This window comes from Streptomyces sp. NBC_00704 (assembly GCF_036226605.1).
Classification (GTDB): domain Bacteria; phylum Actinomycetota; class Actinomycetes; order Streptomycetales; family Streptomycetaceae; genus Streptomyces.
The window spans coordinates 2,602,477-2,626,333 of sequence record NZ_CP109000.1 but is presented as its reverse complement, the minus strand read 5'-3'; the positions used below and the strand labels follow the sequence as shown (position 1 = coordinate 2,626,333).

Annotated in this window: 22 protein-coding genes; 12 read left to right on the top strand and 10 right to left on the bottom strand. The window is 73.2% G+C overall.

Annotated elements, in window-relative coordinates; translation table 11 throughout:
* Positions 1-337: 337 nt before the first annotated feature.
* The 3 genes from OG802_RS11540 (at position 338) to OG802_RS11530 (ending at position 3,498) form a co-directional block, all read left to right on the top strand.
* A complete protein-coding gene (locus tag OG802_RS11540; protein ID WP_329409712.1) occupies positions 338-811 on the top strand; it encodes a hypothetical protein in 474 nt (157 codons plus the stop codon).
* Positions 812-988: 177 nt separating this feature from the next.
* The gene (locus OG802_RS11535; protein ID WP_329409711.1) at positions 989-2,329 is read left to right on the top strand and encodes a beta-xylosidase; all 1,341 of its coding nucleotides are present in this window, start codon (positions 989-991) and stop codon (positions 2,327-2,329) included.
* A gap of 89 nt (positions 2,330-2,418) precedes the next feature.
* Entirely contained in the window at positions 2,419-3,498 is a 1,080-nt protein-coding gene (locus OG802_RS11530) for a COG1470 family protein (protein WP_329409710.1), read from the top strand.
* Between the two features lie 2 nt (positions 3,499-3,500).
* On the opposite strand, the gene OG802_RS11525 is transcribed toward OG802_RS11530, so the two are convergent.
* Both OG802_RS11525 and OG802_RS11520 read right to left on the bottom strand, forming a co-directional pair.
* On the bottom strand, positions 3,501-3,839 hold the full coding sequence (locus OG802_RS11525) for a P-II family nitrogen regulator (protein ID WP_329409708.1): 339 nt from the start codon (positions 3,837-3,839) through the stop codon (positions 3,501-3,503).
* A complete protein-coding gene (locus OG802_RS11520) occupies positions 3,836-5,146 on the bottom strand; it encodes an ammonium transporter (protein WP_329409707.1) in 1,311 nt (436 codons plus the stop codon). Before OG802_RS11520 ends, OG802_RS11525 begins: the two co-directional genes overlap by 4 nt.
* 173 nt (positions 5,147-5,319) lie before the next feature.
* On the opposite strand from OG802_RS11520, the gene era reads away from it, so the two are divergent.
* Positions 5,320-6,273, top strand: a complete 954-nt coding sequence (gene era, locus OG802_RS11515) for a GTPase Era (protein WP_329409705.1) — start codon at positions 5,320-5,322, stop codon at positions 6,271-6,273.
* A 33-nt stretch (positions 6,274-6,306) separates the two neighbouring features.
* Here the strand turns inward: era and OG802_RS11510 are convergent, their stop codons facing one another.
* On the bottom strand, positions 6,307-7,155 hold the full coding sequence (locus tag OG802_RS11510) for a helix-turn-helix transcriptional regulator (RefSeq protein WP_329409703.1): 849 nt from the start codon (positions 7,153-7,155) through the stop codon (positions 6,307-6,309).
* 125 nt (positions 7,156-7,280) lie between these two features.
* Between OG802_RS11510 and OG802_RS11505 the strand changes: the two genes are divergently transcribed.
* A complete protein-coding gene (locus OG802_RS11505) occupies positions 7,281-8,135 on the top strand; it encodes an NAD-dependent epimerase/dehydratase family protein (RefSeq protein ID WP_329409701.1) in 855 nt (284 codons plus the stop codon).
* Between the two features lie 56 nt (positions 8,136-8,191).
* On the opposite strand, the gene OG802_RS11500 is transcribed toward OG802_RS11505, so the two are convergent.
* The 4 genes from OG802_RS11500 to OG802_RS11485 form a co-directional block, all read right to left on the bottom strand.
* Positions 8,192-9,451 carry an MFS transporter gene (locus OG802_RS11500; protein WP_329409700.1) on the bottom strand — a complete coding sequence of 420 codons (1,260 nt, stop codon included), beginning with the start codon at positions 9,449-9,451 and terminating at the stop codon, positions 8,192-8,194.
* Positions 9,448-10,785: a GH1 family beta-glucosidase gene (locus OG802_RS11495; protein ID WP_329409698.1), complete on the bottom strand. Its 1,338-nt coding sequence runs from the start codon at positions 10,783-10,785 to the stop codon at positions 9,448-9,450. Before OG802_RS11495 ends, OG802_RS11500 begins: the two co-directional genes overlap by 4 nt.
* Before the next feature lie 81 nt (positions 10,786-10,866).
* Positions 10,867-11,133 carry a protealysin inhibitor emfourin gene (locus OG802_RS11490; protein ID WP_329409697.1) on the bottom strand — a complete coding sequence of 89 codons (267 nt, stop codon included), beginning with the start codon at positions 11,131-11,133 and terminating at the stop codon, positions 10,867-10,869.
* Between the two features lie 21 nt (positions 11,134-11,154).
* Positions 11,155-12,225: a M4 family metallopeptidase gene (locus OG802_RS11485; protein WP_329409695.1), complete on the bottom strand. Its 1,071-nt coding sequence runs from the start codon at positions 12,223-12,225 to the stop codon at positions 11,155-11,157.
* 354 nt (positions 12,226-12,579) lie between these two features.
* Here OG802_RS11485 and leuA point away from each other — a divergent pair, with 354 nt between their 5' ends.
* From leuA to OG802_RS11460, 5 genes are all read left to right on the top strand, one after another.
* Positions 12,580-14,301, top strand: a complete 1,722-nt coding sequence (gene leuA, locus OG802_RS11480) for a 2-isopropylmalate synthase (RefSeq protein ID WP_329409694.1) — start codon at positions 12,580-12,582, stop codon at positions 14,299-14,301.
* Between the two features lie 183 nt (positions 14,302-14,484).
* Positions 14,485-15,177: a TerB family tellurite resistance protein gene (locus OG802_RS11475; RefSeq protein WP_329409693.1), complete on the top strand. Its 693-nt coding sequence runs from the start codon at positions 14,485-14,487 to the stop codon at positions 15,175-15,177.
* Between the two features lie 187 nt (positions 15,178-15,364).
* Positions 15,365-17,428, top strand: a complete 2,064-nt coding sequence (locus OG802_RS11470; protein ID WP_329409691.1) for an MMPL family transporter — start codon at positions 15,365-15,367, stop codon at positions 17,426-17,428.
* A 55-nt stretch (positions 17,429-17,483) separates the two neighbouring features.
* Positions 17,484-18,812 (top strand): sensor histidine kinase, encoded by a 1,329-nt coding sequence (locus tag OG802_RS11465; protein ID WP_329409689.1) that lies wholly within the window; start codon positions 17,484-17,486, stop codon positions 18,810-18,812.
* Complete coding sequence (locus OG802_RS11460; protein ID WP_329409687.1) at positions 18,809-19,477, top strand: response regulator transcription factor; 669 nt, start codon at positions 18,809-18,811, stop codon at positions 19,475-19,477. Before OG802_RS11465 ends, OG802_RS11460 begins: the two co-directional genes overlap by 4 nt.
* 120 nt (positions 19,478-19,597) lie before the next feature.
* Here OG802_RS11460 and OG802_RS11455 read toward each other — a convergent pair whose 3' ends face one another.
* Both OG802_RS11455 and OG802_RS11450 read right to left on the bottom strand, forming a co-directional pair.
* Positions 19,598-20,512, bottom strand: a complete 915-nt coding sequence (locus OG802_RS11455) for a hypothetical protein (protein ID WP_329409685.1) — start codon at positions 20,510-20,512, stop codon at positions 19,598-19,600.
* Positions 20,509-21,105 carry a SigE family RNA polymerase sigma factor gene (locus OG802_RS11450; RefSeq protein WP_329409684.1) on the bottom strand — a complete coding sequence of 199 codons (597 nt, stop codon included), beginning with the start codon at positions 21,103-21,105 and terminating at the stop codon, positions 20,509-20,511. The genes OG802_RS11455 and OG802_RS11450 overlap by 4 nt, the downstream gene beginning before the upstream one ends.
* A gap of 80 nt (positions 21,106-21,185) precedes the next feature.
* On the opposite strand from OG802_RS11450, the gene OG802_RS11445 reads away from it, so the two are divergent.
* Both OG802_RS11445 and OG802_RS11440 read left to right on the top strand, forming a co-directional pair.
* Positions 21,186-21,653, top strand: a complete 468-nt coding sequence (locus tag OG802_RS11445) for a protein-tyrosine phosphatase family protein (protein ID WP_329409682.1) — start codon at positions 21,186-21,188, stop codon at positions 21,651-21,653.
* Positions 21,654-21,712: 59 nt separating this feature from the next.
* The gene (locus OG802_RS11440) at positions 21,713-22,663 is read left to right on the top strand and encodes an FAD-dependent oxidoreductase (RefSeq protein ID WP_329409681.1); all 951 of its coding nucleotides are present in this window, start codon (positions 21,713-21,715) and stop codon (positions 22,661-22,663) included.
* A 10-nt stretch (positions 22,664-22,673) separates the two neighbouring features.
* Here the strand turns inward: OG802_RS11440 and OG802_RS11435 are convergent, their stop codons facing one another.
* Complete coding sequence (locus tag OG802_RS11435) at positions 22,674-23,831, bottom strand: GNAT family N-acetyltransferase (protein WP_329409679.1); 1,158 nt, start codon at positions 23,829-23,831, stop codon at positions 22,674-22,676.
* Positions 23,832-23,857: the final 26 nt, after the last annotated feature.

Here is a 23,857-nt window from a genome sequence, read left to right as displayed (position 1 = left end):
CATGGCGGCCGACCCGGCCTGGGCCCGCTGCCACGGCGGCCGACCCGCCCTGGACCCGTCGGCATGGCGGCATGGCGGCCGACCCCGCCTGGGCCCGCTGCCACGGCGGGCGACCCGCCTGTGGGATCACCGGCATGGGCACAAGCGCAGCCCTTCGGGCCGGGTGTCGTAACTAGGCCGGAAATCGGCCTTGCCGTCGCACGGTCCGGCCCGCGTCAATGAGACCGTACGTTTCCGACGGACCGTCAGATCACCCCCACCGGCACCGGTGCCCGCACCCACCCGTCCCGTTTTCGGCCGTCCGTCTCCCCACATCCGGGAAGGAGCCGGAAACACCATGAGAGGCAAACGAATCGGATCAGGTGCGGCACTGCTGGCCGGGACCCTCGCGGTCACCGGGCTGGTGTTCGCGCCCTCTGCCGCCGCCGTCACGCCGACGACGGCCACCACGACCGCGAACTGCGGTCTGTTCGGCGGCGGCGCCGCCACCCTCACGGCCACCCAGAGCGGCACCGCGGCCACCCTCACCCTGTCCTCCACCGCGATCACCGCGCCGATCCCGATCGGCGCGAACAGCATCAGTTCGACGCTCACCATGGCGAACTCGACCGGCGCCGCCCGCGTCTTCAGCGGCACGGTCAACCCCGCCATGCCCACCGGCGCCCCGATCGTGGTCGGGCCGCTCAACGGGACCGTGGCCGCCGGTGACAGCCTCGACTTCTACAAGGGCTCCCTGAAGATGGTCGTCTTCGGAATCACCGTCACCTGTACCTCCTCCGGGCCGCAGGCGCCCGGACCGTTCGTGTTCTGACCGATCGCTCCCGGGAACAGCGCCAAGGGACCGTCGGCTTCCTGCCGCAACAGGAAGCTGACGGTCCATCAGTTGACCGCGCCGTCTCCATTGACTTCTCGTGCGGCGGGCATCTCAATGCCCCCTGTCGGCGCAGAAGAGCCGCTGCGCCCGCACTCCCCGGAGGAGGGGGCAACCATGGCTTCACCCCTGAGGTCCCGAAGTACCCGAGGTCCGCGAAGACGGCGCTGGGCGTCCCTGCTCGGGGTCACCGTGCTCGCGGTGACCGCGGGGGGCGCGCTGGCGTGTCCCGCCGGCGCCGCGACCGACGTCGCTTTCCCCACGCACTGCATCCCGCCGGCGATCGCGGGCCTCCCGCCGATCGACGGCACCACCACCGCGAAGGTCACCGCGGACAAGACGAGCGCCAAGGTCGGCGACACCGTCACCGTGACGTACACGGTGGTCACGCCCGCCGCCAACAACCCCACCGATCTCGCCCTGCCGGCCGACATCATGACGCCCACGGGGAAGGTGACCCTGGGCGGCGCGCAGACCGGCAGCGTCACCGTCACCGGCCCGAAGAAGAACGACCCGGTGCCCGGCAAGGGCGTCTTCCCGTCGTTCTCCATGACCGGCACGTTCACGGTCACCGCGCCCGGCGCGATCTCCCTCTCGCCCGGCGACTACAACATCCACACCAGCTACATCCTGGAACTGGACACGCCCTGCACGGTGACCGACCCGCCGGCCCCGGTGTCGGAGACGGTCACGGCGGCCGACGACCCGCCCGCCAACGCCCGTGCCCTCTCGCTGGGTTCGGCGTCGGGCGGTCCGGGCGCGGCCGTCGCCGTCACCGGCAGCGGCTTCACCCCGGGCGCGTCGGTGACGCTGGCCGGGCGTTCCGGGGCGGCCCAGACCGCGGACACGGCGACCGTGACCGCGAACGCCCAGGGCGCGATCTCCGGCTCGCTCGTCGTCAACGACCTCACCACGACCGGTGTGGTGGCGTACGAGGGCGGCGCGTGGAGCGCGGACCTCGGCGCGGGGCCGGTCGCGTACGTCGTGATCGACGATCATCCCGTGCCGGCGGGCAGCCAGAAGGTGACCGCCACGGTCCGGGCGGGCACGCTGTCGATGTCCCAGGCCGGGGACGCCGTCCAGCTGTCCGCGGTCCAGTTCGGGCAGGGCGGCGCCTCGACCGGCGCGTTGCAGACCGTCACCGTCAAGGACTTCCGCGGCGGACCCGCGGGCTGGTCCCTGACCGGCAAGGTGACCGACTTCAGCGGCCCCGGCGCGAAGATCGACGCCGGCAAGCTGAGCTGGACGCCCGCGTGCACGACGAAGGCGGGCAGCCCGAGCACCTGTCAGGCCGGTTCCGCGGGCGCCGTCGGCTCCGCGGGGGCGACCCTGGCGTCCACGCCCGACGGCACGGCCACCGGCGGCGAGTTCACCGCCGACGCGCAACTGTCCCTCGATGTACCGGCGTTCACGCCCGCGGGCAGCTACGCCGCGGTCCTGACCCTGACGCTCACCTGAGCGTACGCATCACGTCCACCGGTGGCCGGGCGTCCCCCCACAGGGGGCCGCACCCGCCCGTCCACCCAGTCGGTGAGGGGCCCGCACCCATGCGCAAGCCGCACGCCCTCCTCCTGCCCCGCCTGCCCGTCCTGCCCCGCCTGTCCGTCCTGCCCGTGCTGTCCCTGCTCGCCTTCGCGCTCTGCCTGCTGCCGGCCGCGCCGGCCCGGGCCGCCGACAACGGCAGCTGGTCCGTCTACCCCGTCTCCTCGGCCGTCGCCGCGCGGCCCTACTTCTACGTCTCCGCCGATCCCGGGCAGACGATCGAGGACAAGGTCGTCGTCGCCAACAAAACGGCCCGCCCCCTGTCGTTCCGGCTGTACGCGGCCGACGCCTACAACACCGCGCGCGACGGCGGGTTCGCCGTGAAGTCGCCGGGCGAGCGGATGCGGGGCGTGGGCGCGTGGGCGCGGCTCTCGCGGGACCGGGTCACCGTCCCCGGCGGCAAGGCCGTCACCGTGCCGTTCACCGTCGTGGTGCCCGAGGGCGCCGAGCCCGGCGACCACCCGGGGGCGATCGTCGCCCTCGACGAGCGGGTCGACGACGGCGGCGGCTCCCTGGCGCTCGGCGTGCAGCGGGCGGTCGGCGCCCGCGTCCACCTCCAGGTCGGCGGCCCCACCCTGCCCGCCCTGGCCGTCGAGAACGTGCGGGTCGACCACCACCAGCCGGTGATCCCCGGTACCGGGGACAGCACGGCGACGATCTCCTACACGCTGCACAACACGGGCAACGTCACCCTGGAACCGGCCGTGCGGCTGACGGCGCGCGGTCTGTTCGGCCGCACCCTCCTCAGCCGGGACCTGAAGAAGGTCCCCTCCCAGCTGCTGCCGGGCCAGCGCGTGCGCCTCACCGAACGCTGGGCCGGCGCCCCCCAGCTGGACCGGACCGACGTCAGGCTGACGGCGACCGCCACGCACACGAACGAGTCGGCGACGGCGTCCTTCGTGGCGGTGCCCTGGCTGGTGGTGGCGTTCGTGGCAGCGGCGATCGCGGCCGGGGCGGGATTCCTCGTCAGACGGCGGCGTGGGCGGCGAGGGCCCGGAGGGCAGAGCCGCCGGGTGGCGCGGGGAACGGCGCGACCCGCCCCTGCGCAGCCGCAGTCGAAAGCCGGCCGGCCCGCCGGAGGCTGACGCTACAGCGCGTCCGGACCCCGCTCGCCGGTGCGCACCCGCACGACCGTCTCGACCGGCACCGCCCACACCTTGCCGTCGCCGATCTTGCCGGTGTGGGCGGCGCGCACGATCGCGTCGATGACGGGCTCGGACTCGGCGTCCTCGACGACGACCTCGATCCGGACCTTGGGCACGAGGTCGACCTGGTACTCGGCGCCCCGGTACACCTCGGTGTGGCCGCGCTGCCGGCCGTAGCCGCTGGCCTCGGTCACGGTCAGACCGTGCACGCCCAGCTCCTGCAGGGCCGTCTTCACTTCGTCGAGGCGGTAGGGCTTGACGATCGCGGTGATGAGCTTCATGCCTGTGGCTTGACCTTCTGGGCGGAGACGACGGAGTGCGCGGAGACCGGGGCGCCATGGCCCAGGACGCCGTGATCGTATGCCGTCTCGGCGTGCACCGTAAGGTCCAGCCCGGTGTGCTCGTGGTCCTCGTCCGCCCGTAGTCCGATCACCGCGTCGAGCAGTCGGCCGATGCCGTAGGTCACGGTGAAGGCGTACACGGCCACGACGGCCACCGCGACCAGCTGCCGGCCCAGCTGGGCGAGCCCGCCGCCGTACAGCAGGCCCTGCGCGCCGCCGGTCATGCCGTCCACCGCGAAGACGCCGATCAGCAGCGTGCCGATGACGCCGCCGACCAGGTGCACGCCGACCACGTCGAGGGAGTCGTCGTAGTTCAGCTTGAACTTCCAGCCCACGGCGTACGAGCAGACGACGCCGGCGGCCAGGCCCACGACCAGCGCGCCGAGCAGCGAGACGGTCCCGCACGACGGGGTGATCGCCACCAGGCCCGCGACCGCTCCGGAGGCCGCGCCCAGCGTCGTGGGGTGGCCGTCGCGCTTCTGCTCGACGAAGAGCCAGCCCAGCAGGCCGGTGCAGCCGGCGGCGAGGGTGTTGAGGAAGGCGGCGGCCGCCAGGCCGTTGGCGCCCAGGGCGGAGCCCGCGTTGAAGCCGAACCAGCCGAACCAGAGCAGACCCGCGCCCAGCATCACCATGGGCAGGTTGTGCGGGCGCATCGCGTCCTTCTTGAAGCCCAGGCGCGGGCCGAGGACCAGGCACAGGGCCAGACCGGAGGCGCCGGAGGTGATCTCGACCGGGAGGCCGCCGGCGAAGTCCAGCGCGCCGAGCCGCTCCAGAATCCAGCCGCCGGGGCCCCAGACCCAGTGCGCGACGGGAACGTATACGAGGAGCGTCCACACGGGCACGAAGACCAGCCACGCCCCGAATTTCGCCCGGTCCGCGATCGCGCCGCTGATCAGGGCGGCGGTGATGACAGCGAAGGTGAGCTGGAAGGTCGCGAACAGGAGGGTGGGGACGGTGCCGTGGAGGCTGTCCGGGCCCAGCCCCGCCATGCCGGCGTGGTCCAGGCCGCCGATCAGCCCGCCGGCGACGTCGTCGCCGAAGGCGAGGGAGTAGCCGGCCGCCAGCCACACCACGGTGACCAGAGCGATCGACACGAAGCTCATCATGAGCATGTTGAGGACGCTCTTGGTGCGGACCATGCCGCCGTAGAAGAGCGCCAGACCGGGCGTCATCAGCAGGACGAGGGCGGTGGCGGCGAGCAGCCAGGCGGTGTCACCGGTGTTCGCGTGGGCGGCGGCCAGAGTCACGGGGTCTCCAACGGTGCGGGGGCTCGTCAGAGGGTCACCGCCCCGCGTTTCCGGTTGTGTACGGACATGTTTCCGTGACGTTTCGTTGCGTGGAGGTTTCCGGGGGCTCACCGGAGGGGGCCCTGCCGCTCGTGTGTACGGCGGGGCTTCGTGAATCAGGGAGAATGGGGGCCATGAGCGTTCGCAACCTGTCATCCGAGCAGTCGGCCGAGTCCGCCCACCGTGCCGGCTTCGCCTGCTTCGTGGGCCGCCCCAACGCGGGCAAGTCCACCCTCACGAACGCTCTGGTCGGGAAGAAGGTGGCGATCACCTCGAACCGTCCGCAGACCACCCGGCACACGGTCCGGGGCATCGTGCACCGCCCCGAGGCCCAGCTGATCCTGGTGGACACCCCCGGTCTGCACAAGCCGCGCACGCTGCTCGGCGAGCGGCTGAACGACGTCGTGCGCGCCACCTGGGCCGAGGTCGACGTCATCGGTTTCTGCCTGCCGGCCAACGAGAAGCTGGGCCCCGGCGACCGGTTCATCGCCAAGGAACTGGCCGGGATCAAGCGCACCCCGAAGATCGCGGTCGTCACCAAGACGGACCTGGTGGACTCCAAGACGCTCGCCGAGCAGCTCATCGCCATCGACCAGCTCGGCAAGGAGCTGGGCATCGAGTGGGCGCAGATCGTGCCGGTGTCCGCCGTCGCGGGGGAGCAGGTCGAGCTGCTCGCCGACCTGCTGATCCCGATGCTGCCGGACAGCCCGCCGCTGTACCCCGAGGGCGACCTGACGGACGAGCCCGAGCAGGTGATGGTCGCCGAGCTGATCCGCGAGGCGGCGCTGGAGGGCGTCCGCGACGAGCTGCCGCACTCCATCGCGGTCGTCGTCGAGGAGATGCTCCCGCGCGAGGACCGTCCCGCCGACAAGCCGCTGCTGGACATCCACGCCAACATCTACATCGAGCGCCCCAGCCAGAAGGGCATCATCATCGGCCCCAAGGGCAAGCGCCTGAAGGACGTCGGCATCAAGTCCCGCAAGCAGATCGAGGCCCTGCTCGGCACGCCCGTCTTCCTGGACCTGCACGTGAAGGTCGCCAAGGACTGGCAGCGCGACCCCAAGCAGCTGCGCAAGCTGGGGTTCTAGACGCGACTGGACGGCGCGGGTTCCAGACGCGTCCTAGGCGGTCTGCGGGGACATGTCCTGGAGCCCCACCACGCGCAGCAGCCCGAGCCGCGCGTGGGCCTCGGTGCCCGGGCGGGCCGTGTGGATCACCAGGAGCTGGTGGTGCTCGTGGCTGAGCAGGACCTCGCAGTCCAGCTCCAGCAGGCCCACCACGGGGTGCAGGAAGCGTTTCGTCGCCCGGTGGCGCAGGGACACCTCGTGTTCCTCCCACAGCCGGGCGAACTCCTCGCTCCCGGAGCGGAGTTCGGCCACCAGCGCGGCCGGTTCCGGATCGTCGGGGCGTGCGGCGGTCACCGCGCGCAGGTTGGCCACGTGCACGCGGGCGTGCTCCTCCCGGTCCTCCCGCGGGAACAGATCGCGCGCCTCGCGGTCCAGGAAGTAGCGGCGGAGCAGGTTGCGCTCGCGCCGGGGGCGGGACATCACGTCGAGGGTCAGCGCCCGGGCCATCGCGTTCTGCGCCAGGACCTCGCCGCAGTCGGTCACCACCTGCGCGGGGGTGTCGTCCAGCCGGTCCAGGATCAGCAGCAGCCCGGGCGTCACGTGCCGCGACGCCGTCCCGTGGCGCGGCGGCTCCTCGCCGGCCAGGTGGAACAGGTGGTCGCGTTCGACGTCGGTGAGGCGCAGCGCACGGGCCAGCGCCGCCAGCATCTGCCGCGACGGCCGCGGTCCCCGGCACTGCTCCAGCCGCGTGTAGTAGTCCACCGACATGCCGGCCAGCTGTGCCACCTCCTCACGCCGCAGCCCCGGCGTGCGGCGCCGGGCGCCCGGGGCGAGACCCACGTCCGAGGGGGCCAGGCGGGCACGCCCGCGGCGCAGGAAGTCGGCGAGTTCGGTGCGGTTCACCTCTCCAGACTGCGCCAGGCAGCCCGTCTTATCCAGGGACCGCCGGTCCCCTGATCGACGGGTCTCTCCCGCCCCGGCCCGCTCCGTCCGAGGCTGGGAGCACCGGACAAGAGGAGTGGACGACGATGCTGACACTGGTGACGGGCACGACGGGACAGGTCGGCCGGAGGTTCGTGCCGAGGCTGCTGGCACAGGCCCGGCCGGGGGAACGGGTGCGGGTGCTGGTGCGGGACGCCGCCCGCGCGGAGCCCTTCGCGCAGCTCGGCGCCGAGGTGCTGACCGGCGATCTGCGGGACGCGGAGGCGCTCGGCAGGGCGGTGGCCGGGGCGGACGCGGTGGTGAACATCGCGGCGGCGTTCCGGGGCGTCCCGGACGACGAGGCGCGGGCCGTCAACCGGGACGCGGCCGTAGAACTCGGCCGCGCCGCGCTCGCCGCCGGCGCCCGGCGCTTCGTCCAGGTCAGCACGGGACTGGTGTACGGCCTCGGCCGGGGCCGCCCGCTGACCGAGGAGGACGAGACGCGGCCCGGCGGCGCGTGGTGGGGCGCCTACCCGGAGGCGAAGGCGCAGGCCGAGCGGCAGCTGCTCGCCCTGGAGGGCCTGGACGTGGGCGTCGCCAGGCTCCCCTTCGTCTACGGCGAGGGGGACCCGCATCTCGCCCAGGCGCTGACCTGGGCCGGGCGGTGGGCGGCGGCCCAGCGGCTGCACATGGGCCACCATGCCGACGTGGCCCAGGGCCTGCTGCGCCTCCTGCACGCGCCGGGCATCGCCGGCCGGATCTACAACGTCGCCGACGACGCCCCCGTGACCGCGGTCGAGCTGCACCAGCTGAACGGGGCCGCCGTCCCGGCCGAACTCCACGAGCGCTCCGACCCCGACCCGTTCTTCCAGGTGATGTCGACCGAGCGCATCCGCCGTGAACTCGGCTACCGCCCGCTGTACCCGAGCGTCTACGCGGCCCGCGCGGCCGGAGCCCTCTGACCGCCCGATCCCGGGTGACCGCCCGCCGGACCCCGTGTCCGGCGGGCGGACCAGCTCTAGTCCACCCCCCGGATCCGCCGCACCAGCACCGCCCCCGCGAGCCCGACGGCCGCGGCCACCAGGTACAGCGTCCGGTAGCCGCCCAGGTGGGTCACGATCGGCGCGGCGAGGGCGGGGGCCGCGACCTGGGGGAGGGAGTTGGCCACGTTGATGACGCCGAGGTCCTTGCCGCGGTCCCCGGCCGCGGGCAGCACGTCCGTCATCAGCGCGAAGTCGACCGAGGTGAACACGCCGAAGCCGATCCCCAGCACCGCCGCCGCGACGATCGCCCCCGGCCAGGTCTGCCAGACCGCCAGCGCCGCCGTCGCCACCGCCATCAGCGCCCCGGACCAGATCACGAACGGCTTGCGCCGCCCCACCCGGTCCGACCAGACGCCGCCGACGACGACCGTGGCCAGCAGCGTCAGCCCGTTCACCGCCGTCAGGACCAGCACGCCCTGCTCGGGGTCGGCGTGGTGCAGGCGGTCGCGCAGGTAGTACAGGAGGTACAGCAGCACCAGCGCGTTGCTCAGGTTCATCAGGAAGCGGGTCAGCCAGGCCCAGCCGAGGTCGGGGTGGCGGCGCGGGCTCAGCCAGAAGCCGGCCGCGAAGCCCCGCCACGACCAGGGCGGCCGGTCCGCCTCCGCCAGCCGCAGGTCCTCGTACCGCACGACGTACGGCAGCACGCCGGCCAGCGTGAACACCGCGCAGGCCGCGTACCCCGATCCGACGCCCCCGGCGACCGTGGCGAGCCCGGTGCCGCCGACCACGCCGAGGATCTGCGCCGCGCCCAGCCAGCCGCCCACCGAGCCCCGCTGGAGCCGGGGCACCTGGTCGGGCACGGCCGCCGTCACCGCGGCGAAGGACGCGTTCAGGGTCAGCTGGACCAGGCACCAGCCCAGCGCCATCGTCCACACACCGTCCGCGCCCGCGAGCAGCAGCAGGGACAGCGCGCCGCCGGCCGCCCCGGCCGCGATCCACGGGGTGCGCCGGCCCCGGCGGGACGTCGTCCGGTCCGACAGGGCGCCGAAGACCGGATTGGCGGCCAGCGAGACGACCGCGCCGGCGCCGGTCACCCAGGCCAGCATCGTCTCCTTCGACATGCCCGAGCCGGGCGCGAAGTCCTCGGCCTGGGAGGCCAGCAGGATCTGCAGCGGGCCGTACCAGCCGACCCAGATCGCCCCGTTGGCCAGCGACAGGGCCGACGTCCAGCCCCGGCCCACCCGTTCGACGGGCTCGGCCAGTGCGGCCGCCGGGGCGCTGTCCGCCGTCGTCATCCCAGAGTCCGCGCGCGCTGCGCGCGCAGCATGTCCCGCAGCCACGCGTACGACGCCTTCGGGGTCCGCTGCTGCGTCGCGAAGTCGACGTGGACCAGGCCGAAGCGGCGCGCGTACCCCTCCGCCCACTCGAAGTTGTCCAGCAGCGACCACACGAAGTAGCCGCGCACGTCGACGCCCGCCTCCAGCGCCCGGTGCAGGGCGCGGACGTGGCCGTCCAGGTAGTCGATGCGGGCCTGGTCGTCGAGGCCCTCGTAGGAGCAGCCGTTCTCGGTGATGACGACGGGCGGCAGGCGGTCGCCGTAGCGGTCCCTGAAGGTCGTCAGCAGCTCGGTGAGGCCCTCGGGGACCACCGGCCAGCCGAAGTCCGTCACCGGCACGCCCTCGATCTCCCGCACGGAGAAGGGCAGTTCGGCCGGCATGGTGATCCCGCCGAACTCGATCTCGGTGCCCTGCGGCGCGCCGACCCGGGTGGGCGCGTAGTAGTTGATCCCGTACCAGTCGAGCGGCTCGGAGATCACCTTCAGGTCGGCCGCCACGTCGCCCGGCATCAGCTCGCCGAGTCCCTCCGGGTACTCGCCCAGCAGCAGCGGCTCGGCGAACAGGCGGTTGAGCAGGACGTCGTAGAACGCCGCCGCCTCCAGGTCGGCCGGCTCCTGAGACGCGGGCCAGGTCGGGCCGTGGGAGTTGGCGATGCCGATGTCGCCGGCGCCGGCCGCGCGCAGCGCCTGCACGGCCAGGCCGTGGGCGAGGAGCTGGTGGTGGGCGACCGGCAGCGCGTCGAAGAGCAGCCGCTTGCCGGGGGCGTGGGTGCCGAGCGCGTGGCCGAGCAGGGTGTGCTCGGCGGGCTCGTTGAGGGTGATCCACTTCGTGACGCGGTCGCCCAGGCGGCCCACGACCGTCGAGACGTACTCCGCGAACCGGTACGCGGTGTCGCGTTCCAGCCAGTCCAGGTTCGCCGGCAGGTCCCAGTGGAACAGGGTGGGGACCGGCCGGACGCCGGCGGCGAGCAGTTCGTCGACGAGACGGTCGTAGAAGTCCGCTCCGCCGGGGGAGTTCACCCTCGGCCAGGAGACGGAGAAGCGGTACGCGTCCACGCCGAGCCCCGACAGGAGCGCCACGTCCTGCGGGTACCGGTGGCAGTGGTCGCAGGCCACCGCGGCCGTGGAGCCGTCCTTGACCCGGCCCGGCTCGGCGGTGAAGGCGTCCCAGACGGACGGCTCGCGGGCGTCGGCCGCGCCCTCGATCTGGTGGGCGGAGGTGGACACGCCCCAGAGGAAGTCCGCCGGGAACGGGGGGATCGGGTGGGCCGCGGCACGCGGATCGTTCGCCATGGGCGGGATCATCCTTACCGCCGGGTAAGGAAGTCAACGCCCCGGCGTGAAAAGGGCGTTCCCGCGCCCGCCGGCAACCGCTCACGCCCCTTCCCGCAGCACCCGCGAGATCAGCGTGCGCTGCTCCGCGGTGAGCCGGGGGTCGGCCGCGTAGACCCGCTCGCCGTCCACGGTGATCTCGTAGCTGAAGCCGTCCGGAACCACGGCCGGGGGCGCGCCCCGGCCGCCGGCCACCGCCTGCTCGGCCAGGGCGTGCCATTCGCCGGCGTCGGGCCGCCCCGCCGTGTCCACCTCGGCCCTGCGCTCGATGCCCGCGAACCCGCCCGTGCGCCTCACCTGAATACGCATGGGTCCCTGTGTAGTACGGAACTACAGGATCCGCACCCCGACCTGTTCCCAGGCCTTCTTGACGGCCTGGGACTCGTCGCCGCCGTCGCCGAACCGTTCGCGCGCGGCCTTGACGGTGAGCCCCGCGAAGTCGTTGAAGAGGGCCCTCTCCCCGAGTTCGCCGCCGGTCAGCACGTCGTACCAGATCTGGCCCGCCTTCTCCCAGGCGTGACCGCCCAGGGCGGTGGCGACGAGGTAGAACGCGTGGTTGGGGATGCCGGAGTTGATGTGGACGCCGCCGTTGTCGCGCCCGGTGCGGACGTAGCCGTCCATCGTCGCGGGCTGCGGGTCCTTGCCGAGGACGTCGTCGTCGTAGGCGGTTCCCGGCGCCTTCATCGAGCGCAGGGCGGAGCCGGTGACGTCCGGGGCGAGCAGGCCCGCGCCGATCAGCCAGTCCGCCTCCGCGGCCGTCTGGCCGAGCGAGTACTGCTTGATGAGCGAGCCGAACACGTCGGACATCGACTCGTTGAGCGCGCCCGGCTGGCCGTAGTAGGTCAGGTTCGCCGTGTACTGGGTGACGCCGTGGGTCAGCTCGTGCCCGATCACGTCGACGGAGTTGGTGAAGTCGAGGAAGATCTCGCCGTCGCCGTCGCCGAACACCATCTGCTCGCCGTTCCAGAAGGCGTTGTTGTAGCCCTCGTCGTAGTGGACGCTGGCGTCCAGGGGCAGGCCGTCGTCGTCGATGGAGTGACGCCGGTAGGCCTTGAGGTAGAGGTCGAAGGTGGCGCCGAGGCCGGAGTAGGCGCGGTTGACGGTCGCGTCCCGGCCCGGGTCCTGGCCCTCGGAGCGGACCTTGGCGCCGGGCAGGTCGGTGCCGTGGGCGCAGTCGTAGATCGTCCGCAGCGGCTGGTCCGACGGCGCCTTCGCGGCCGGTGCGGCGGCCAGGCGGAACTCGGTGGTCACCCGGCGGCGGCCGCGCAGCTCGCTGTCGCGCAGCAGGGTGCGCCGGGCGGGACCGGAGAGCGCGGGGTCGTCGTTGCGCGCCAGCCGGTCGAGGAGGTGCGGCGGTACGACGGTGCAGAAGACGGGCTCGGAGCCCCCGTGAGTCGTCATGTCCGGCACCCTTGCACTGCGTTACCCACCTGTCACTACAGGCAACCATGATCGGTGAAAAACGGTGACAAACGCGGCAGATCACCGGCGGTGAGTGGTATGGGACACGTTTCGTCCCCTTTCTCACTATTTCTCTGTACCTGTCTTCGGTGGTCCCGCATACTGATACGGACCCGCGCAACCGGTGCGGCTCGGCTAGGCTGCGGAGCATTATGCGTTTCGGGCTGCTTCTCCTTAGCTGCCGCGGCGAGGGCCTGTAGTCGAGGCCGACCCCCTCCCCGCGGTGCTTGGTGTTGCGCGTCGGCCGTCCTTCCGTCCGGAGAGTCTCCGGTCACCCCGAGGAGCCCACGCCCCATGGCGAACCGCCAGCAGCCCAGCCAGATGCCGATCCACAAGTACGGGCAGTACGACCAGGTCGACATCCCCGACCGCACCTGGCCGAACAACCGGATCACCGCCGCCCCCCGCTGGCTCTCCACCGACCTGCGCGACGGCAACCAGGCCCTGATCGACCCCATGTCGCCCGAGCGCAAGCGCCGGATGTTCGACCAGCTGGTCAAGATGGGCTACAAGGAGATCGAGGTCGGCTTCCCCGCCTCCGGCCAGACCGACTTCGACTTCGTGCGCTCGATCATCGAGGAAGAGGGCGCGATCCCGGACGACGTCACCATCTCCGTACTGACCCAGGCCCGTGAGGACCTGATCGAGCGGACCGTGGAGTCCCTGAAGGGCGCCCGGCGGGCGACCGTCCACCTGTACAACGCCACGGCCCCCGTCTTCCGCCGCGTGGTCTTCCGCGGCTCCAGGGACGACATCAAGCAGATCGCCGTCGACGGCACCCGCCTGGTGATGGAGTACGCGGAGAAACTGCTGGGCCCCGAGACCGAGTTCGGCTACCAGTACAGCCCCGAGATCTTCACCGACACCGAGCTGGACTTCGCCCTGGAGGTCTGCGAGGCGGTCATGGACGTCTACCAGCCCGGCCCGGGCCGCGAGATCATCCTGAACCTGCCGGCCACCGTCGAGCGCTCCACCCCCTCCACCCATGCCGACCGCTTCGAGTGGATGAGCCGCAACCTCTCCCGTCGCGAGCACGTCTGCGTCTCCGTCCACCCGCACAACGACCGCGGCACCGCCGTCGCCGCCGCCGAGCTGGCCCTGATGGCCGGCGCCGACCGCGTCGAGGGCTGCCTGTTCGGGCAGGGCGAGCGCACCGGCAACGTCGACCTGGTCACCCTGGGCATGAACCTGTTCTCCCAGGGCGTCGACCCGCAGATCGACTTCTCCGACATCGACGAGATCCGTCGCACGTGGGAGTACTGCAACCAGATGGAGGTCCACCCGCGCCACCCGTACGTGGGCGACCTGGTCTACACCTCCTTCTCCGGCTCCCACCAGGACGCCATCAAGAAGGGCTTCGACGCCATGGAGGCCGACGCGGCGGCCAAGGGCGTCACCGTCGACGACATCGAGTGGGCCGTCCCGTACCTGCCGATCGACCCGAAGGACGTCGGCCGCTCCTACGAGGCCGTCATCCGCGTCAACTCGCAGTCCGGCAAGGGCGGCATCGCGTACGTCCTGAAGAACGACCACAAGCTGGACCTGCCCCGCCGGATGCAGATCGAGTTCTCCCGGCTCATCCAGGCCAAGACGGACGCCGAGGGCGGCGAGGTCACCGGCAACGCCATCTGGTCCGTCTTCCAGGACGAGTACCTGCCGAACCCCGAGAACCCCTGGGGTCGGATCCAGGTCAGGAACGGCCAGTCGACCACCGACACCGACGGCGTGGACACCCTCAAGGTCGAGGCCACCGTCGACGGCGTGGACACCGTGCTGACCGGCTCCGGCAATGGTCCGATCTCGGCCTTCTTCGACGCCCTGCAGTCCGTCGGCATCGACGTACGGCTGCTGGACTACCAGGAGCACACGATGAGCGAGGGCGCCTCCGCGCAGGCCGCCTCGTACATCGAGTGCGCCATCGGCGACAAGGTCCTGTGGGGCATCGGCATCGACGCGAACACGACGCGTGCGTCGCTGAAGGCGGTCGTCTCGGCCGTCAACCGCGCGACGCGCTGACCATCCTGACCGGCGGTTTGAGGACCCCGTTCGCCGACCCCGGCGAGCGGGGCCCCGTCGTTTTCGGCCACTGTCCGGTGGAGGTCACGGAAAGGTCTCGTCCAGAGTGCTGACTACACCTGTCCCCTGTGGCTAACATCACGCAGACGTGGCGATGTTGCCACGGGGTTACGGAGGTGCGACGTGCTGCCAGAACGGGGACGAGACGGCCGTGTCACCCGGCTTGCCCACATCATGGGCACCCGCACCGCGTGGACGCCCGTCGGCGACGGCGAGTTCTTCTGCCCGGGCTGCGGCGGCGACCGCAACTACCTGCGGCTGACCGGACAGCGCCGCTTCACCGTCCTCGGCGTGCCGCTCGTGCCGCGCGGCGGGACCGGCCCGGTCGTCGAGTGCGCCGCCTGCCGCCGACACTTCGGCACCGACGTCCTCGACCACCCCACCACCGTGCGCTTCTCGGCGATGCTGCGCGACGCCGTCCACACGGTCGCCCTCGCGGTCCTCTCCGCCGGCGCCTGCTCCCGCACCTCCCTGGAGACCGCCGCGGGCGCGGTGCGCGCGGCCGGCTTCACCGACTGCACCGAGGAACAGCTCTCCGCACTCGTCGACGCCCTCGCCTCCGACACCGGCCGCAACTACGGCCCCTCCTACGGCCCCGGTCTCGCCATAGAGCTGCACGAGGCCCTCGACCCGCTCGCCGCCCACCTCGCCCCGGCCGGCCGCGAATCGATCCTCCTGCAAGGCGCCCGCATCGCCCTGGCCGACGGCCCCTACACCCCGGCCGAACGCGAGGCCCTCACCACCGTGGGCGCGGCCCTGACGATCTGCGCGGACGACGTGACCCGCCTCCTCGCCGCCGCCGGAACACCCTCCTGACCCCGCCCGCCCCCGCGCACCGGCCCCGCCCCTCCCGCACCCCCGTACTCCCCGGGGAGTAACGCGGCCGCCGGGTCACCCCCGGCAGTACCCGCGAACTCGCCCTCGCGCCCGACGAAGCGCCCCCCGTCCGCCGGAAGTCTGGAGAACGCATCCGGACGACCGAACCGAAGGGAGGGCCCATCTCATGGGGGCCGGGAAAAGGAAGAGCATCCCCTGGTTGATGCTCGTGCTGTGGGTGGGCGTGCTCGCGCTCGCCTCGCCGTTCGCCGCGAAACTGGGCGACGTCCAGCACGACCGCGTCACCGACTACCTGCCGGCGAGCGCCGACTCGACCAGGGCAGCCGAACTCCAGGAACAACTGCCCGGCGGCGAGAGCACCGAGCTGGTGGTCGTCTACCACCGCGACGGCGGCCTCACCGCCGCCGACCGCGCCACGGCCCGCACACAGATCGCCCGCGTCGCCGGCGCCCACGCCCTCACCGGGACCCCGCGCGCCGTCCCCTCCGCCGACGGCGCCACCCTCATGTACCCCCTCGCCACCAACGAGCCCGGAACCGACGAGACGAAACGCGACGCGCTCGTCGACGACGTCCGCCGGACCGCCCGCGGCGAGGGCGCGCTGACCGTCGAGGTGGGCGGCACCGGGGCGCTGGCCACCGACGCGGGCAAGGTCTACGAGTCCCTCGGCGGCCCCCTGCTCTACACCACCGTCGCCGTCGTCGCCCTCCTGCTGATCCTCATCTACCGCAGCCCCGTGCTGTGGCTCGTGCCGCTCGTCGTGGCCGGCGTCGCCGACTTCCTGTCCATGGCCGTCGCCTACGGCCTCCACCAGGCCTTCGGCACCTCGGTGTCCGGACAGAGCTCGGGCATCATGACCATCCTCGTCTTCGGCGCCGGCACCGACTACGCCCTGCTGCTCGTCTCCCGCTACCGGGAGGAGCTGCGGCGCGTCGAACGGCCCCTCGACGCCATGCTGGCCGCGCTGCGCGGCTGCGGACCCGCCGTGCTGGCCTCCTCCGGAACCGTCGCCGCCGGACTGCTGTGCCTGCTCGCCGCCGACCTCAACTCCAGCCGGGGCATGGGACCGCTGGGCACGGCCGGGGTGCTGTGCGCGCTGGCGGCGATGCTGACGCTGCTGCCCGCCGTCCTCGTCCTCCTGGGCCGCCGGGTGTTCTGGCCGCTGGTGCCCGCCCACGGCAGCACACCCGCGCAACGCCGGTCGCTGTTCTCCGCGATGGGCGCCTCCGCCGGACGCCGGCCGCGGACCGTCCTGACCGCCGGCGCCGTCCTGCTCGGCGCGCTCGCCCTGGGCGCGCTCAACCTGCCCGGCGCGCTCAGACAACAGGACGCCTTCGTCGACCGGCCCGACTCCGTCTCCGCCATGGCGACCCTCGCCGAGGCCTTCCCCCGGCAGTCCGCCCAGCCCATCGACGTCCTGACCCCGGCCGACCGGGCCGGCGCCACCCTCGCCGCGGTCCGCGCCACCCACGGCGTCGCCGACGCCCGCACCGGCCGCACCGGCGCCGGCTGGACCGAGATCGAGGTGACCGCCGACGCGCCGCCGCAGTCCGCGGCCGAGACGGCGACCGTCCGCGCGCTGCGCGAACGGCTCCCCGGCTCCTACGTCGGCGGCCCCAGCGCCCAGCAGCTCGACCTGGCCGACACCGACGCCCGCGACCGGCTCGTCGTCGTCCCGATCGTCCTCGCCTCCGTCCTGCTGATCCTGATCGCGCTGCTGCGCTCGCTCGTGGCGCCGCTGATGCTGGTCGCCGCCGTGGTCGCCGTGTGGGGCGCGGCGCTCGGCCTCGGCGGGCTCGTCTTCGGCCCGGTCCTCGGCTTCGAGGGCACGGACCCCGGACTCGGACTGCTGTCCTTCGTGTTCCTGGTGGCCCTCGGCGTCGACTACGGCATCTTCCTCATGCACCGGATGCGCGAGGAGTCGGTGCGCGGCGCCGAACCCGTCGCCGCCGCGCTGACCGCGCTGCGCACGACCGGCGGGGTCATCGCCTCCGCCGGTCTCGTCCTGGCCGCGACCTTCGCCGTCCTGACGAACATGGGACTGGTCCAGCTCGTCGAACTGGGCTTCGTCATCGCGGTGGGCGTGCTGCTGGACACCTTCCTCGTCCGCACCTACCTGGTGACCAGCGCGAGCGTGGCGCTGGGCCGGCGGGTGTGGTGGCCGGGCCCGCTGGCCCGCGCGCCGCAGCCCGGACCGCAGACCGGCGACCGTGCGCGCCAGCCCGTCTGACGGCCGGGGCGCCCCTCCCTCCCGGAGGGGCGCCCCGGTGCCGCAGGATGATGCCGTGCAGGCAACCACCACACCCGCCCGCCGCCGGGGCGAGCAGATCATGCGGGCGATCCACCGCGACCCCCGCGCCGCGCCCCGCCCCACCCGTACCGGCGCACTGCCGGCCGCGGCGACCGCCGTCCTCGCCGTGGCCCTCGCCCTGGCCGGCGTCGACGGGCCGCGCCCCGACGCGCTCGGCTGGACCCTCCTGCTCGCCGCGCACGTGCCCCTCGTCCGCCGCCGCCGCTCCCCGGTGGCGGTCCTGTTCGTGCTGGCCGCCTGCGTCGTCCCGTACCACGTCCTCGGCAACGCCCATGCCGCGCCCGTCCCCGCGACCATGGTGGCGCTCTACACGATCGCGGAGACCGGCCCGGCCCGCCGCACGCTGCTCACCGGCGGCGCCGTCCTCGGACTGACCCTCGTCGTCAGCGGCCTCGCCGACCCCGGCGGGGCGGCGGAGGTCCTGCGGATCTCCGGCTGGGTCGTCGCCGTCCTCTTCTGCGGCATGAGCGTCCGCTACTACCGCCAGTACGTCGGGGCCATCGTCGAACGCGCCGAACGCGCCGAACGCACCCGGGAGGAGGAGGCCCGCCGCCGCGTCGCCGAGGAACGCCTGCGCATCGCCCGCGACCTGCACGACCTCCTCGCCCACAGCATCACCCTCATCGGCGTGCAGACGTCCGTGGCCGCCCATGTGCTGGCCGCCGACCCCGACCGCCTCGACCGCGCGGCCGTCGCCAAAGCCCTCGACGACATCGCCGAGACCTGCCGCAGCGCCCGCGGCGAACTGCGCACGACACTGGAGGTGCTGCGCGAGAACGGCGTCCCCGACGGGCGCGGGCCGCTGCCCGGCCTGCACGGACTGCCCGACCTCGTGGAGAGCGCCCGGACGGCGGGGGCGCGCGCCGAACTGTCGCTGAACGCCGGGAAGGTGCCGCCCGCGGTGGGCGCGGCCGCCTACCGGATCGTGCAGGAGGCGCTGACGAACGCGGTCCGCCACGGCGGGCGGGCCGGCCTCGCGATCGCCGTACGGGTGGACGAGCGGGAGGGCGCGCTGCGGATCACGGTCACCGACGACGGCACGGGCGCCGTGAAGTACGACGGCGACGGCGACGGCGAGGAAGCCGGCGGGACCGGCGGGAACAGCCGGAGCAGCGGAACCGGTGGGATCGGCGGGGACAGCGGGGACAGCGGCGGCGCGGATGCCGGTCCGCCCGGCTTCGGGCTCACCGGCATGCGGGAGAGGGCGCGCAGTGTGGGCGGCACGCTGCGGGCGGGACCGAGGAACGGCGACGGGGAGGGGTTCGAGGTGTGTGCCGTACTGCCGACGGAGGCCGCCCGGTGAGCGGGCTCAGAATCCTGCTCGCGGACGACCAGACGCTGGTCCGGGCCGCGTTCGCGATGCTCGTGGAGTCCGCGCCGGACATGGCGGTGGTCGGCCAGGCCGGCACCGGCCGGGAAGCGGTGCGGCTGGCCCGCGAGACCCGCCCCGACCTCGTCGTGATGGACATCCGCATGCCCGACCTCGACGGCATCGAGGCGACCCGGCTGATCGCCGCCGACGACGAGCTGACCGGCGTCCGCGTCCTCGTCCTGACCACCTACGACACCGACGAGAACATCGTCGAGGCGCTGCGCGCGGGCGCCTCCGGATTCCTGGTGAAGGACACCCGCCCCGCCGACCTCCTCGACGCCATCCGCACGATCGCCGCGGGCGAGGCCCTGCTGTCGCCCGGCCCGACCGCGCGGCTGATCGCCCGGTTCCTGCGCGGCCCCGCCGGACCGCCCCCCGTGGGCGGCCCGGAAGGACTCTCCGAACGCGAGCGCGAGGTGCTCGCCCTGGTCGCCCGGGGACTGACCAACACCGAGATCGCCGAGACGCTGGGCCTCAGCCCGCTCACCGCGAAGACCCATGTCAGCCGCATCATGGGCAAGCTGGGCGCACGCGACCGGGCCCAACTGGTCATCGTGGCCTACGAGTCGGGGCTGGTGTCACCGGGAACGACCTGAACGGCACGGGCGGGCGGGCCGGGGGCCGGGCCGGGGCGGCGGCGTTACGGGCTGCGGGTCCGGGGGCTGCGAGCCCTGGGGGAGTGCCCGGCTGCCCCGCTGCCCCGCCGTCCCGCCGCCCTACGGCAGCGTCCGCTGGTACGTGCTGTCCGTGTCGGAGTCGTAGACGAGCTTGCCCGCCGTGTCGTAGCCCTTGATGTGCGGGGCGAGGGTGACCTGCCGGTTCAGCGTGCCCGCGGCGACGAACCACTCTCCGTCCAGGACGGCCGTCGTACGGCTGTCCCCGTAGGAGACGGTCACCTTGGCGACCGACGGCTCCACCGTGCCGATGACCCCCCAGCGGAACGGCAGCTTCCAGTGGCCCTTGTCGATGAACGACTGCTGGTACAGCTTGCCGCCGTTGACGTCGGGCAGGACCGGACCCGCGTCCGGCGGCCCGGCGTCGCTCGAACTGACGCTGATGCCCGAGGCCACCCCGTCCTCGAGGGTGCACACCACCCGGAAACCGGCCGGCTTCTCCTTCACCGCGACGACGTTGAAGCCGTCGCCGGGGCTGTTGGAGTCCCCGGTGCTCCTGAGCGCCAGGACGATCCGGTAGTCCTTCGCCCTGCCCAGATCACGGGCGCCGCCCGCGTGCCCGCCCTCGGCCCGCAGGCACTCCTTCAGCCCGTCCGCGGCCTGCTCGAAGGTGATCCCGTCGAGCAACTGCCCCTTCGTGGCGGGCCGCGCCGGGCCGTCCGGCGCGGGGGACGGGCTCGCCGTCCGGTCGTGCGTGGCGCTCACCGACGGGTGCGGCGCTGCCGTGTCGGCGCCCCGGCCCCCGCCCCCGCCGTTCACGGCGTACGCCCCCACCGGCACCGCGGCCAGCGCTGCCAGCGCCGCCCCGGTCACCGCCACGCGCCGCCGCCGCTCGGCCAGTCCACGCCGGCGGATCGCCGGGTAGGGCGCCGGGGCGGGCTGGATCGTGTACGCGTCCTGCGCGAGCATCTCACGCATCAGCTCCTCCAACTCTCGGTGTTCGTAAGGCTCGTTCACCTGCTGCCTCCCTGCGGCTGCGGCTGCGGCTGCGGTTGCGGCCGGGGCCGGGGCCGAGGCTCGGACGGGGGCTGCGTCCGGCTGCCGGACGCGGTGCGGCCGGCGGTCAGCCCCGGATACGAGCGCAGCTTCGCCAGCCCCTTCGACGCCTGGCTCTTGACCGTCCCCTGCGAGCAGCCCAGCACCTCGGCCACCTCCGCCTCCGACAGGTCCTCCCAGTACCGGAGCACCACCACCGCCCGCTGCTTCGGCGGGAGTTGGGCCAGTCCCGCCATCAGGGAGCCCCGCTCCTCGACCCGTCCCGCGCCCTCGTCCCGGCCCGCCCGCTCGGGCGGCGCCGCGGTCAGCGCCTCGACGACCCTGCGCTTGCGGAACCGGTCGCTGTTGCAGCTGACCAGCATCCGCCGGACGTAGGCCTCCGGGTTGTCGCTGCGCGATATCCGCCGCCACGACCGGTACGCCTTCGCCAGCGCGGTCTGCGTCAGGTCCTCCGCGTGGTGGACGTCGCCCGTGAGCAGATACGCGGTCCGCACGAGCCGGGACCAGCGCGCTCTGACGAACTCCTGGAACCGGTCCTCTTGTTCGGCCTGCATCAAGCACCCTCCTCGCCCTCCAGACCACCGGTCGGACGGAATCGGTTGCCCGGCCGCCGTGACGATGTTCGAATGGAGTGATGGAGAACCACGCGTGGGCCTGGTGCGCCGGCGACCCCGGAGTGCTGGAACTGCCGTCAGGCCGCCTGGTCCGCGGCCGCGGCCTGCGCCACCCGCTGGACCCGACGGCGCCGGCCCCGGCGTACGGCCTCTACCTGCTCGGCGCCCGCCCCGAACGCGCCCCCTGGGAGTCCCGCTGGCTGCGCTGGCCCGACTTCCGCCTCCCCGCCGACCGCCGGGACGCCCGCGCGGCCCTCACCGAGGCCTGGCGCCGCGCGGCCGGCGAACGCGTGGAGATCGCCTGCCACGGAGGCCGCGGCCGCACCGGCACGGCGCTCGCCTGCCTGGCGGTACTGGACGGCGTACCGCCCGAGAGAGCAGTGCGCTTCGTCCGCGACAACTACCACCCCCGCGCGGTGGAGACACCTTGGCAGCGGGGGTATGTGCGGCGGTTCGGCCTTACCGGCGACGGCACGGGCCGCGGCTAGACTGCCGTCCCGCGGACGCGGCGGCCACGGGGACCGCGGCCCCGACCCGAGGAGGCGACGTGCCGGCACCGGTGGTAGTGATCGGCGCGGGCGTGATCGGACTCACCACGGCGGTGCTCCTCGCGGAAGCGGGCCATGCCGTGCGGGTCGACGCCGAACTGCTCCCCGCCGACACGACCTCGGCCGCCGCGGGCGCCTCCTGGGATCCGTTCCTGGCCGAACCCGCCGACCTGGTGGAGCGCTGGAGCAGGGAAACGCTCCGGGTCCTCGTGGGGCTCGGCGCCGACGCCCGGACGGGTGTCCGTCTCGTCGAGGGCACGCACGAATCGCGTGTGCCGCGGGACGTGCCCGCCTGGGCCCCCTGGGTGGACGCCGTGCCGTGCGATCCGGGCGAGCTGCGACCGGGATACGCCGAGGGATGGCGCTACCGCGCTCCCGTCGTCGACATGCCCGCCTATCTGGCCCGTCTCGTCGACCGGTTGACCGCCGCCGGCGGCCGGTTGCGCCGGTACCGGCACGATTCGCTCGACGAGGCGCTGGCGGAGGCGCCCGTCGTCGTGAACTGCACGGGAACCGGCTCGCGCGCCCTGGCCGGCGATCCGTCCGTCCAGGCCGTGCGAGGCCAGCTCGTCGTCGTCGAGAACCCCGGCATCCGGACCTTCTTCTGCGACGACACCCCCGACGCCGAGGAACTCACCTACCTCTACCCCCAGTCCGACGTGGTGGTGCTGGGCGGCACCTCGGACTGGGGGAGCTGGGATCTGCGTCCCGACCCGGCGGCCGCCCGGGAGATCGTCCGGCGCTGTGCGGAGGTCGAACCCTCCCTGGCCGGGGCCCGGGTGGTCGGACACCGTGTGGGGCTCAGGCCGGTAAGGCCCGAGGTCCGGCTGGAGACGGAGCGCCGCGGCGACGCGCTGCTGCTGCACAACTACGGTCACGGCGGCGCCGGACTGACCCTGTCCTGGGGATGTGCCGCCGAGGCCGTCGATCTGCTCCGCGCGGCGGGGTAGCCGCCCCGGCTCACTCGCGGATCTGCCACTGCCTGCGTCCGGCCGTCCCCGCCTCGGGACCTCGCCGGTAGAGATACAGCCAGGTCCGCGCCGCCAGTGCGCAGGCAAGGGCCGCCGTCCACGGCCAACTGGTGGTCTTCGTCGCGATGATCGCCGCGCCGACGAGCGGCGAGGCCGCGGTGAACGCCATGAGGGCGACCTCGGCCGGACTGCGGCGGAAGCGGTGGGCGATGGAGAACTCGGACCACTCGTACCAGGCGAGGCCCGCGCTCAGCAGCGCGGCGAGGACCATGGTCGTCCGGGGATCTCCGCTGGCCTGGGCGTAGGTCACGGGCAGGGAGATGAGGAAGGGCAGCACACCGCCGTATTCGGAGAGGACGTTGCCGTACTTCATGATCTTCCCGAACGTGTTCGAGTGGATGCGCGCCAGCTCTCCCGAGGCGCTGGCGTAGACGATCAGGGACAGCACGGTGCTGAACGTCGCGCCGATCAGCAGGAGACGCACGTCGTCGGGGAAGCGCGTCGAGGTGAAGGCGAAGCCGAGGAGGAAGGTGATGGCCGCCAGGATCGAGCCGGAGAAGGCTATGCCGGCCGCCGCCTCACCGGACTGGAGGGTCGCGGGGTCGTCCTGTTCGAAGCGGGTGACCTCCACCGCCGGCTCCCCCCGCAGGGACACCAGGGCGGTCACGGCCTGGTCGCGGGGCGCGAGGGACTCGATCAGCTGCGCCCGCGCCCGTAAGGGCACCAAATAGCGCGTGTCGGGGTCGACGTACTCGACGCGGCTCTTGTGCTGGTAGTGCAGACAGATGCCGTCGGGTTCACGGCTGGTGCGCATGACGCGCGTGCCGATGAAGCCGCTCCGCAGCAGGAGTTTCGACAGGGCCGGCTCGGCGGTGTCGACCACGGCCGAGAACAGCGGTACCGGGCCCGGCAGTTCCGAGATCCGCTGCGACAGTGCGTCCAGGAGACGAAGGGCCACCCCCTGCCGGCGCAGGCCCGCACGGACGGCGATCACCGACAGGCGGACGTGGCCCGGTGCGGGCCGCTCCGCCACGGCGCATCCCACGATCTCACCGTCCGACTCCGCCACGCGGACCAGGTCCGCGGCGATCGACTCGGTCAGCAGGGCCGACGGCAGCACGTCCGCGGCATCGCAGGTCTCCGTCAACAGCCCTGCGACTCCCGGCAGATCGC